Genomic DNA, 11,504 nt, shown 5'->3' with positions numbered 1-11,504 from the left:
CTTGACGTCGCGTGGTTTCAGGACCCTGTGTGCCGTCGCCGCGCTGCTGATCGGCTCGATCGCTAGCGCCGCGCCGAAGCGCGTCTTGGTGGTCGAGCGGGCAGTGCTGGTCATGCGCCACGGCATCCGCGCGCCGCTCGACGGCGAGGTGCCGTTGGACACCCGCACCGGTGCACCGTGGCCGGCCTGGCCTGTGGCTGAAAGTCGGATCACCCCGCATGGCGTGCGGGCCCTCGAACAGGTGGCGGCGTACGACCGACGGTTGCTCGCGGCGCGCGGGTTGATGACGCCAAATGGGTGTCTGGCGGGTGTCGTCCGGATCAGGTCGAACACTTCCGATCGGACGATCGCGAGCGGGCAGGCCTATGCGGAGGGTCTTGCGCCCGGCTGCGATCTCGCCATCGAACACAAACCCCTCGGTACCGCGGACGCGATCTTCGAACCCTTGCGTGCACGGGCGACGGCCTTCGACGCGCGCGTAGGGATTGCATCCATCAACCGTGAGACGGGCGGCATGGCGGCACTCGCCCGACGTCACGGCGCTGCGCTAGCGCGACTCGCTCAGGTGCTTGGGTGTACGTCGGTGGAGCGGGGATGCGTCCCTGCTGGCACGCCGGCGGTCAGCGCAAGCGCCGATGGCCACGATCTCGTGCTGGCGGGGCCGATCCGCGCCGCCTCCGGTATCGCGCAGGTACTGCTGCTGCAGGAGGTCGAGGGCCTGCCACGCGAGAGCGTTGGTTGGGGCCGCGCGGATCCTGCGACTATCGAGCAGCTCGGCGCGCTGCATGCCGCCTTGTTCGCCGTGTACACGCATCCGTCCTATATGGCCGCGCATCAAGCCGCCGTGCTCGGCCGCGAGGTGCTGGCATCCTTGTCCTCAACGGGACCGCGGCTGACGGTATTCATGGGGCATGACACCAACGTCACGGCGCTCGCCGCCGCGCTTCGGGTCGATCTGAAAGCGCCGGGCTATGCCACCAACGACGTTCCGCCGGGCGGGGCGCTATTGATCGAACGCCTGCGTGACGCAAGCACCGGTGCCCGGTTCGTGCGGGTGTCGTACCGCACCCAGTCGCCCGAGACCCTCCGGGGGCTCGGGCAATCCGCTTCGCTCGTAGCGTTGAAGATCCCAGGTTGCGCGAGCCTAGTGTGTCCCGCCGCCACATTTTCCCGGCGGCTCGTTTCACACCTGGCTCCGCTGCAGACAGCTAGGTGACACCGCGACGCGACCAACTGCGGTCTGGCATTTGGGAAAGCCAGTCCGCGGCTGAGAAAATTCGAGACTGCCTTCAGGGGGCAAGCACTAAGCTATGGTCCCAGGCACGCGTAGGCATGACGCGACAGCCTTGCGTGCAAGTGCCGACGGCATCACCTACGCGGTAATTCAGCGACCCGCGAGATACTGCGCAAGCGGATCAATCATATCCTCCGGGATACGACGCGCGATCACCGGCATCGTCGATTGGGACTTCCGCGCGTCGACTACCGTCTCGTCACCGCGCCAGTTGCGGAGGCGTTGGGCTATGTAGTTGGCGCGCTGGCCGGCGAGCACGGGGTAGGGCTTGCCGGGGGCGTGGCAGCTCGAGCACGCGGGGAGCTGCACCTTCGGCAACCCCTCGCGGTCGATCCGGGCCGCCGCGGTCGATCCCGATGGCGTGACGCCGCCGATCCCCGGCATCGCCGCGAAGTGATCCGCGAGGCGCGTCATGTCCTCAGGCGTCAGTGTCGCCGCGGCGTTCGCCATCACCGCGCTCTGCCGCTTTCCAGTCGCATAGGCTTCCAGCGCCGCGCGGAGATACGCGGGACTCTGCCCGCCGAGTACTGGCATGTCGGGCTGGCCGCGGCCACGTCCGTCGGCACCGTGACAGCCGGCGCACGTCGCGATCCTGGCATCGGCGATACCCGGCACTTCGGTCAGCGAGTGATAGGTGGCAGGCGACATCTCCGGCAGCAGGCGGACGAAGGCGACCATGCGGCGGACTTCGTCGTCGCGGTCCTTGGCGGCCCAGCCTGGCATGCCGGTGTATTTGACGCCGTGCTTGAGGATCCAGAAGATCTGCTTGTCGGTCCACTCGCGCGCGTTGATCGACAGGTCGGGGGCAGGGGGCGTCGCCGCCTGCATCACGGGGAGCGGGCGGACGCCGGGCGCGCCGTGGCACGAGGCGCAGCTCGCCTTGAACAGCCCGGCGGCGCTGACGAGACCCTCGTTCGCCTTGGGATCGTCGGGCGCGGTGACGGCGGCGTAGGTGCGGACCGAGTTGCGCATCGTCCAGTGGAGGAACCAGTCGGTGATCTTCCAATGGCCCGACGAGGCGGCGATGTTGAACACGCCCGACCAAGCGAACAGCAGCCCGGCGAGTGCCAGCGCGAGAATCGCGGCGGCAGCGCGCGCCCAGGTTATCCGGATCGTCATGCGGTCGCGCTCCGTGTCTTCAACAGTCCGCCGAGCATCGCGAGCCCGCCGATGAAATAGCTCGCCGCGCCGACCATCAGCATGACGACGCCGCCGAGTTGCTGGTCTTCGAGTGCGTCGAGGCCGTGTGTTGCCGGGTGCATCGCCATCATCGCGTAGAGCGGTCGCGGGGCGAGGCCGATCAGCGCTCCGAGCAGGGTCATGTGCATCGATGTCAGCAGCAATGCGGCAACGCCCGACGCGCGACGGTCGGTGGCGCCGCCGATGCGGGTCCCGAGGACTGCGCTCCACAGGAGGACGCCGGCAATGAGGAAGCTGGCCTGTTCGATCAGTAGCGCGAGTGGTTGCATGTCGACGCGGAGCCTCAGCGCGGGGAGGTGCCAGAGCCATACGACGACGAGTTCGACGAGCGACATCGCGAGTGGGGTCACGACCGTCGGCCAGCGCTCGGCGGGATCGAAGCGGCTCCCGGCGATCCCGTACGCCAGGAACGGCGCGGCCACGGCGACCGCGATCATGTGACCCGCCATATGCCCGACCATGCCGAGCGGCGCTGCGGCGAAGGCCCAGCCGAGCGGGACTAGCACGGCGCCCAGTGCGAGGCTCGCGCGTCTCATCGGCAGTCGCCGAACATGATGACGGGCAACGCGGTGAAGATCACCGCGACGAAGCTCAGCCCCGCCAGCAACCGGGTCGACAGAGCGAGGAAGCGGAGGCGATCGATTGCGGTGCCCTGTTCGTGCGGCGCCGGATCGCCCGGGGTCTCCGACTGGACCTTCGCGATGTAACCCGCCGCGACGATCCCCAGCAGCGCCACGATCGTCGCGATCAGCGTCGCGAGCGGGAAGCCGGTCAACGCCGTTCCCGGTCTTGACGATTTCGCGCAGGTCACCGCGACCCACAGGTAGCAGAACAGGAAATGCACGGCCCAGATCGTCGGCGGGACGATCAGCGTCCACAGCGTCACCTTCAGGTCGCGCGCCCAATGCTTCCGGTCAGACTTTGGCTCTGTCATGCGACACCCGGGAACAGGCCGATCGTGCAGAACGTCACGATGCCCGTCAGCGCGAGGAAATGGTGGTACACGGTGATGTTGCGCAGGTCCGCGTCATAGACCGGCGTCATCTTGCCTGCGAGGCTGCGCGCGAGCGTGTAGGCCTGCATGATGACCCCGATCGCTGCGTGGACCGCAGTCCAGATCGCCAGCGTCCAGACGATTGCAGGATAGACGTGGAGTTCGGGATCGAGCCCCGAATACCAGGGGCCCGCGAGCCCCGCGAACAGGCTCGACAGCGTCGCGACGATCCCGACGACCAGCAGCGCGCGACCCGCGGCGACGTTGCCGCGGCGATGCACTTCGCGCGCACCGATGGTTGCGGCCCAGCCGGTGAGCGTCAACGCCAACGCGACCATCGGCCAGAACACGCCCGGCCCGTTCAGCCCGACCCCGCTCGGCGGAAAATCATTGTGGATCGTCCAGAAGAAGAAATAGCCGAACACCAGCCCCGAGAACGCGGTCGCGTCCGCCATCATCGTGATGAACATCGCCCACCAGCCCGGCGCCGACGGCCCGGAGGTATAGAGCGGCACTTCGATGCCGTGGCCGATATGCTTGGTCGGCTTTTCGGGGATCTCGGCGGTGCCGGTCCACAGCCACCACAGCACGCACGCGAGCGTCGCGACGCCGCTGACCGCCGACCAGATATAGAGGTGGTAGGTCGTCAGGATGAACACGCCGGCGAGTGCGACCGCGGTCATCATCGGCTTTACGCTCGGCGTACCGAGACGGATCACCTGCACCGGGCGTGCGTCGAGCACGGTGGTGATGATCGACTCGCGCCGCATCTCCTCCGCGTCGGGCAGGAAGAACCGGCCCTCGTCAACTTTCTGGACGAAGTTCTTCTGGTCCCAGATCGGATAGCGGCTTTCGATCAGCGGCACCGAGCGGATACCCCAATCCTCATCGTCGGGCAGCGCGAGCCATTCGAGCGTCCCGGCGTTCCACGGGTTGCGCGGCGCCTTCGGGCGACGCGGCGATAGCGCGAGGTCGATGCACACGATCAGCACGCCGAGCGCGAACATGTACGAGCCCGCGGTCGAGGCGAGGTTGAGCCCGCCGATGCCGAGTTCCTCCGGATAGGTGAACACGCGACGCGGCATGCCGAGCAGCCCCGACAGATGCATCGGGAAGAAGGTCAGGTTCATGCCCACGAACATGATCCAGAACGCGATCCGCCCGATTCGGTCAGACAGCTTCTTCCCCGTCACCAGCGGCCAGTAATAATACAGCCCGGCGAACAGCGGCAGCAGTGTGCCACCGATCAGCACGTAGTGAAGATGTGCGACGATGAAATACGTGTCGTGCGCCTGCCAGTCGAACGGCGCGACCGCGACCATCACGCCGGTCAGCCCGCCGATCACGAACACCGCGAGGCTTCCGCTGGCGTAGAGCAGCGGCGTCGATTTCTTGACGTTGCCGGCCCAGAGCGTCGCGATGAATACGAAGATCTGCACGCCGGTCGGGATCGCCACCGCTTCCGACGCTGCCGCGAAGAAGGCGAGGCTGATCTTCGGCAGGCCGGTCGTGAACATGTGGTGGACCCACAGCCCGAAGCTCAGGAACGCCGTCCCTACCGCGGCGAGCACGATCCACGGATAGCCGAGCAGATGGCGTTGCGCGAAGGTCGGGATCAGCATCGCGAACAGCGCGATCGACGGCAGGAAGACGATGTAGACCTCGGGGTGGCCGAAGATCCAGAACAGGTGCTGCCATAGCAGCGGATCGCCGCCCTTTTCCGCGTTGAAGAACGGCCAGTTGAGCAGCCGCTCCATCTCGAACAGCACATCGCCCGCGATCAGCGGCGGGAAGGCGAACAGGATCATCACCGCGACGACCAGGATGTACCAGGCGTAGAGCGGCATCAGGTTGAGCCGCATGCCCGGCGGGCGGCATTTCAGCACGCCGACGATCAGCTCGACCGCAGCGGCGACCGACGATACCTCGATGAAGCTTAGCCCCAGCATCCAGATATCCGCACCGAGCCCGCTCAAATCGGTGCGCGTCGTCAGCGGCGGATACATGAACCAGCCGCCATCGGGTGCCGCGTCGAAGAAGATCGAGCCCGACACGAACACGCCGCCGATCAGGAACGACCAGTATCCGAACCCCGACAGCCGCGGAAACGGCAGGTCGCGCGCGCCGAGCAGCTGCGGCAGGAGGATGATCGACACCGCCTCGAACATCGGCACCGCGAACAGGAACATCATCATCGAGCCGTGCAGCGTGAACAGCTGGTTAAACGTATTCGCCGTGACGAGATCGTTGTTCGGTACCGCCAGCTGTGTCCGCATGATCAGCGCGAGCACGCCTGCAAACAGCATGAAGCCGAACGCGGTCAGCGTGTACCACACGCCGATCCGGTTGTTGTTGACGTCGGTCCAGCGGAAGAACCAGCCGGTGGGTGGTTTCCAGACTTCACGCAGACGATCTTCCTGACCCTTGCGGACCGCGGGATCATTCTGGTCGGGTGCGATATATTGGGTGCTCTCGGTGGTCATTTGAGCCCCTGAAGATAGCTTGCGATCTGGTCGGCTTCGGCGGCCGACATCTGCGGGAAGGCTGGCATCCGCACGCCGGGCTTGGTCTTGCCGGGATCGCGGACGAAGCCGGCGATGTTGGCGTGGGTCATCGGCAGCACACCCGCGGCGAGCGTCGGGCGCGACCCGAAGTGCGTCAGGTCGGGGCCGATCTTCGCCACCGGGCCGACGCCGCGGACGCTGTGACAACCGCTACAGCCGTAACTCGCGAACAGGCGCGCGCCAGGCGACGCGGTAACGACGGCGGGCTTGCGCTGCCCAGCGAGCCAGCGCTCGAACGCCGCTGGCTCCATCGCGATCACGTCGAACGCCATCAGTGCATGACCAAGCCCGCAGAACTCCGCGCAGACACCGCGGTACGTCCCCGCCTTGGTCGCGCGGACTACGAGCCGGTTGGTGCGGCCGGGTATCATGTCCATCTTGCCGGCGAGTCCCGGCACCCAGAAGCTGTGGATCACGTCGGGGCTGCGCAGCGACAGTTCAACGGTGCGGCCGACGGGGAGGCGCAGTTCGTTCGCGGTCTCGACTACCGAACCGCCCGGCGGCGCATAGCGGACGCGCCACCAGAATTGCTCGCCCTCGACGCCGATCCGCAGATCGCTGTTGGCCACCTCGCGCGGCCGCATCGCTGGGAGGGCGTAGAGCAGCAGGCCCAGCAGCAGGATTGAAGGGCCGATGCCGCCGAGCCACAGCACCAGCTTCATGCCGCCCTGGTGCGTCAGCCGACCTTCCGGCGCGCGCATCGCGTGGCGCATCAGCAACGCGAGCCCGCCCGCGAGAATGATCGCGCCGATGACCAGGACGATGGTGATCGAGAGGACCTTGTCCGCCTCCTCACCGAACGGCGCGAGCGTCGACTGGTGGCGGTTGCATCCCGCCAACAGTGGCAGGCACGCGCCCACGGAAAGAAAAATAGCCTTCCGCATCATCACCTTGCCACCCTTTTGAAGGGCATCCCCTAAACCGGCTGGCAGGGCTGCGTAAACCCAAAATGACAGAAATGTCATGTGGGCATGTCAATCAGAGCAGATCGTGCGAGCGTTTCGCCAAGGTATTAGCAAGCCACGCCAATAGAATCGCTAAGCCTCGGGAGAGGAATCGAACCTCCATTTGGCAGCAAGCATCGCCTGCAAAAGATCCATATAGCTCCACCCCTCGGCGCGGGCGGCGATCGCCGACAGGCAGTCCTGATCTTCGCGCCCCGGCCTGCCCGGCCCCGTCATGTTGGGTTTCATGTTGAGGTCGAACAATTTGAAAATACCATCGCGATTGGCCCGGCAATCGATCCGGATCGCGGTGCGAGCGTCGACCAGCGCGGCCGCCGCTACACAGCTATCGATCATCGCCGCGATTGCGGGATCGCGCAGCCGATCGGGGCCGATCGCGACGCTGTTGGCTGTAACCGGAACGTCGCCATTATACGGCGCTATGCCGCCACGCTGATCGAAGCGGTACACGGGCGGCAACGCCCAGTGCGCCGGTGCCCGCGAACCGTCCGGACGCGGGGACGCGGGCGGCATGATGGTGACGGTCATCTCGTCACCGCCAAGAAACTCCTCCACCATCAGCATGTCGCCGAAGGTGGCAGCCTCGATCAGCGCAGTCGCGGCATCGCGCAAATCGCCGAGGTTTTCCACCAGGGTTACGCCCTGGCTGCCACGTCCGCGTACCGGCTTGACGATCATCGGAAAGGACATGCCGCGGGAAGCACACGCCTGCTCGACATCGGCCAGCGCACAGACGTTCTCCTTGCCCGTGCCGGACAGCAGAAACGATCGCGCTACCGGCAGGCCAGCTTCGGCAAGGAGTTGGTTGGTCTCGAACTTGTCGTCGAACGCCTACATTGCGGCGGGGATCTGCCCGACGATGTCGAAGTCGGCCATCGCCGTCTCCAGCGGATGTCCTTCGAACAGGACCGTGTTCGCCCACAGGACCGATGCGCCCGCAGCGCCTGCGCTACGGATGCCCTCGACCGTGTCCGGGAATACCCAGTCGAGCGCCTTGGCAGGGTCGGGCGAGGAGCTGGGCGTGACCACATCCACGCCTGCCGTCCGCAATGCGAAAGCGATATCGGCGCCGCCATCCGAATATCCGCCCGGCTTTGCGTCCTCCCGCAATCCGTCGATCAACGGTGGCGGAAGCGCTTGATAGAGAATGGCAACCGGCGCTGTTTTCATGAATGATCTCCTGCGCGTCGCGCCCTAGCCCGGAGCGGCACGGCAGGGCAAATGGCTGAACTTCTTCCGATAGTGCGCGAGGCCGTCGACATCGGCAGCGAACGTCCGCTTTCCTTCCATCACGTCCTTCGCGAGTGGAAAGTCAGGGCGTGAATGTCCGCCAATGGGTATGGCAGGTCTTGCTGCGAGGCGTATGCTTCGCAGGCTTCCCTCAGTGTCGTCGCCAAACTGGCATCATGCGGCGCAGTTCGCGGTGGCGATCGATCCATTCATGTTTGAGCGCGCCGCCGATGTGAAACGCGACCAGAGTATAGAGCAGGTAGGACAGGTAGACGTGCGATGCGCCGAAACCATCGTGGACGGCGTCTCGCGTGGCAGGCGGTAGGCTCAATATCGTGCCGATCCGCGGCCATTCGAACAGTCCGAACAGGAACATCGGGTGGGTCGCGGCGTCCTTGTACGCCGAGTCCATGATCCAGCCGGTCAGCGGCATCGCAGATATCAGCGCGTACAGCAGCCAGTGGGTCACATGGGCCGCGCCGATTTCCCATTTTTGATAACCGCTGGGCATCTCGGGAGGCCGATGCGTAAGCCGCCAGAGCAGGCGCATGATCGCTAGGCCGAGGATCGTGATCCCGACCGACTTGTGCAGGTCGATCGCGGGGCGCACGCGGTCGTCGGCAAGGTGTGGCCAAAGCCAGGGCAGGGTCAAGTTGATGACGATCCCCAGTGCGACGAGCCAGTGGAAGGCGATGGCGACGCCTGTGTATCTACTATTCATCCGCTGCAATCCGCTCCACCACCTCGCGCCGATTCCCGGTTCTCGACACATTCCGCAATAGCGCGTTCAGCAAGCGAGCGTTAGGCGCTGGTCGATGCAATCCCTCTCGGCAATCTTTACCGCACAGTCGCCGCGTCTGTCGCCACGGCCGATCCCGCTGGCGAGCCGGCTGATCGGCTTGGCCGCCCCGCTGGTGTTCGTCGTGCTGATCGCGCAGGCGTTTCTGCGCCAGGGACTCGCCATTTGGTCGGTCGGGATCGCGTACATCCTGTACGACACGGCACTGCTCGTATTTACAGCGTGGCAGATCCGCCATCTCGCGCAGACCGCGACGCCGGCCCCGAGCGGCGTGCAGCCGAGCTTCGGTGTGATCGTCGCCGCGCATAACGAGGCAGGCGTGATCCGGCTGGCGATCGACCGGCTCCTTGCCCAGGACCAACCACCCGAGGCGATCCTGATCGCCGACGACGGATCGAGCGACGATACGCCGTCCGCCATGGCGGCGGGCTATGCGTTGGCGACGCCACCACTCGGAGAACTCGTCGAGATCGAGATTGGGCGCACCCGGCTTCAGTGGCTCCGCCTGCCGCACGGCGGCAAGGCGCGCGCGCTCAATGCCGCGCTCGAGCGGATCGCGACGGACGTGGTGCTGACCGTGGATGCCGACACCTTGATCGAGCCCGGCTCGATCGCGGCGCTGCGTGCCGCCTTTGCAGCGGAGCCCGAGCTGGTGGCGGCCACCGGGGTGCTGGCACCGATCTGCGGTCCAAGTGTGAGCGGTCGGATATTCGAGTGGTTCCAGTCCTACGAATATGTCCGTAACTTCCTGTCGCGCGACGCGTGGATGCGGATCGACGGACTGTTGCTGATATCGGGCGCCTTCGCGGCGTTCCGGCGCGATGCGGTGCTGACGGTCGGCGGTTTCGATCCCGATTGCATGGTGGAGGATTACGAACTGATCCACCGGCTGCACCGCCATGCCCATGACGCCGGGCTGCACTGGACGGTGCGGGTCGTCGGTGGCGCGCTGGCCCGAACCGATGCGCCCGCCAGCATCACCGCCTTCCTGAAGCAGCGACAGCGCTGGTTCGGCGGCTTTCTGCAGACACAGCACTGGAACCGGGACATGGTCGGCAACGCGCGTTACGGGCGGCTGGGTACGCGGATGCTCCCGGTGAAGGCGCTCGATACGGTGCAGCCGATCTACGGGCTGGCAGCCTTTGCCGTGTTGATCGGGCTCGTCGTCACCGGTCGCTACACGCTCGCCTTCCCGATCCTGCTCGTGATGATCGCCAAGATCGCGATCGACCTGAGCTTCCACCTCTGGTCGCTCCGCATCTACAAACGCTGGACCGGGCAGCGCGAAGGTTTGAACCTCGGCCCCGCGATCGTCGCCGCGATCGCCGAACCGTTCAGCTTCCAGCTGTTGCGTCACGCGGGCGCGATCTATGGCTGGTACGCCTTTCTGCGCGGCGGTCAGACCTGGAGCGCACAGACCCGGACCGCGCTTGAGCAGCGCGCTTGACGGAGAAGCCGGCGGTGTCCGACGACTACGCCCACGGACGAGGTCAAGTGGGAAGCACTGCTCTGCCGGAGCTGATCATGCCGCATCATCCGAGACTTCGGTCGAACGGCCGAACAGTTTCTAACCGAGCAGCCCGGCGACCAGCAAGCCCACGATAACCCAGGTCAGGTTGCCGAGCAGGCTTGCGATCGTCTGAACCTGGGCCGGTTTTCGCTTAGCCCGCGTTGCGAACGCCTCGGCGTAGAGCTAGCCTCGGTCCGGGGGGCATCGACGCATGGAGTGCAAAGACCGGATCGGCCGGCGTTTCGTAACGAAGCGTTGTCGTCTGTCCGCTACGCGTTCGTCGATGCAGAACCCGAGTCCTCACCTGCGCTACGGCCTATGTTCGCGATCTTCCTGACGCCGGCTTACGCGCCGTTCGCGATCGCGTTCGTCGTGATGATCGGGATCGGGCTGATCGAGGCGATCGGCCTTGGGCTCGGGCATCTCGATCTCCACGCGGACGTCCATGCCGAAGCGGATGGCGGCAGCGTGCTCGACTGGCTCGGGCTCGGCCATGAACTGCCGATCCTGATCTGGCTGACCTCACTGCTTGGCTGCTTCACGCTGGCCGGGATTGCCATCCAGCAGGGCGCGACCGCGCTGGCCGGCGCCCCGCTGCACTGGGGCCTCGCCTCGGGCGGCGCATTGATCGCCGGCAGCCTGCTCAACACGCTCGCCGCCAACGGCCTCGCCCGGATCATGCCCGGCTTCGAGACCAGCGTGATCTCGACCGACGACTTCCTCCGGCGCCGCGGTACGATCCTCGAAGGTACCGCCCGCCGCGGATCGCCCGCCCGCGCGAAGATCGTCGACCAGCACGGCCAGGCGCATTTCATCATGGTCGAGCCGCACGACGACACCGACACGATCGCCGCCGGCGAGACCGCGCTGATCGTCCGCCGGGACGGCAAACTCTTCTACGCACTGCCCGAAGCCAACACGCTTCTGCGGTCGATCTAACCACGCATA

The 11,504-nt window shown here is 66.0% G+C and carries 10 protein-coding genes and 1 pseudogene; 3 read left to right on the top strand and 8 right to left on the bottom strand.

Annotated features, from left to right (window positions below):
* Nucleotide 1: 1 nt before the first annotated feature.
* Nucleotides 2-1,216, top strand: a complete 1,215-nt coding sequence (locus tag ASE82_RS04495) for a histidine-type phosphatase (RefSeq protein ID WP_200910652.1) — start codon at nt 2-4, stop codon at nt 1,214-1,216.
* A 168-nt stretch (nt 1,217-1,384) separates the two neighbouring features.
* On the opposite strand, the gene ASE82_RS04490 is transcribed toward ASE82_RS04495, so the two are convergent.
* From ASE82_RS04490 to ASE82_RS04460, 8 genes and pseudogenes are all read right to left on the bottom strand, one after another.
* The gene (locus ASE82_RS04490; RefSeq protein ID WP_056059334.1) at nt 1,385-2,413 is read right to left on the bottom strand and encodes a c-type cytochrome; all 1,029 of its coding nucleotides are present in this window, start codon (nt 2,411-2,413) and stop codon (nt 1,385-1,387) included.
* On the bottom strand, nt 2,410-3,030 hold the full coding sequence (locus tag ASE82_RS04485) for a cytochrome c oxidase assembly protein (RefSeq protein ID WP_056059332.1): 621 nt from the start codon (nt 3,028-3,030) through the stop codon (nt 2,410-2,412). Before ASE82_RS04485 ends, ASE82_RS04490 begins: the two co-directional genes overlap by 4 nt.
* On the bottom strand, nt 3,027-3,428 hold the full coding sequence (locus tag ASE82_RS04480) for a hypothetical protein (protein ID WP_056059329.1): 402 nt from the start codon (nt 3,426-3,428) through the stop codon (nt 3,027-3,029). Before ASE82_RS04480 ends, ASE82_RS04485 begins: the two co-directional genes overlap by 4 nt.
* Complete coding sequence (gene ctaD, locus ASE82_RS04475) at nt 3,425-5,971, bottom strand: cytochrome c oxidase subunit I (RefSeq protein WP_056059328.1); 2,547 nt, start codon at nt 5,969-5,971, stop codon at nt 3,425-3,427. The genes ASE82_RS04480 and ctaD overlap by 4 nt, the downstream gene beginning before the upstream one ends.
* Complete coding sequence (locus ASE82_RS04470) at nt 5,968-6,936, bottom strand: cytochrome c oxidase subunit II (RefSeq protein ID WP_056059690.1); 969 nt, start codon at nt 6,934-6,936, stop codon at nt 5,968-5,970. Before ASE82_RS04470 ends, ctaD begins: the two co-directional genes overlap by 4 nt.
* A 153-nt stretch (nt 6,937-7,089) precedes the next feature.
* Nucleotides 7,090-7,827 (bottom strand): annotated as a pseudogene (locus ASE82_RS19950) (ATP-binding protein); the annotation flags it as partial.
* Nucleotides 7,828-7,848: 21 nt separating this feature from the next.
* Complete coding sequence (locus tag ASE82_RS19945; RefSeq protein WP_235524569.1) at nt 7,849-8,187, bottom strand: hypothetical protein; 339 nt, start codon at nt 8,185-8,187, stop codon at nt 7,849-7,851.
* 211 nt (nt 8,188-8,398) lie between these two features.
* A complete protein-coding gene (locus tag ASE82_RS04460; protein ID WP_056059327.1) occupies nt 8,399-8,968 on the bottom strand; it encodes a cytochrome b in 570 nt (189 codons plus the stop codon).
* Nucleotides 8,969-9,062: 94 nt separating this feature from the next.
* Between ASE82_RS04460 and ASE82_RS04455 the strand changes: the two genes are divergently transcribed.
* Both ASE82_RS04455 and ASE82_RS04450 read left to right on the top strand, forming a co-directional pair.
* A complete protein-coding gene (locus ASE82_RS04455; protein ID WP_056059326.1) occupies nt 9,063-10,493 on the top strand; it encodes a glycosyltransferase family 2 protein in 1,431 nt (476 codons plus the stop codon).
* A gap of 381 nt (nt 10,494-10,874) precedes the next feature.
* Entirely contained in the window at nt 10,875-11,495 is a 621-nt protein-coding gene (locus tag ASE82_RS04450) for an OB-fold-containig protein (RefSeq protein ID WP_056059325.1), read from the top strand.
* Nucleotides 11,496-11,504: the final 9 nt, after the last annotated feature.

Source organism: Sphingomonas sp. Leaf230, assembly GCF_001421745.1.
GTDB lineage: Bacteria > Pseudomonadota > Alphaproteobacteria > Sphingomonadales > Sphingomonadaceae > Sphingomonas.
Note: the sequence above shows the minus strand (reverse complement) of the source record. Positions and strands in the feature narration are given on the sequence as shown.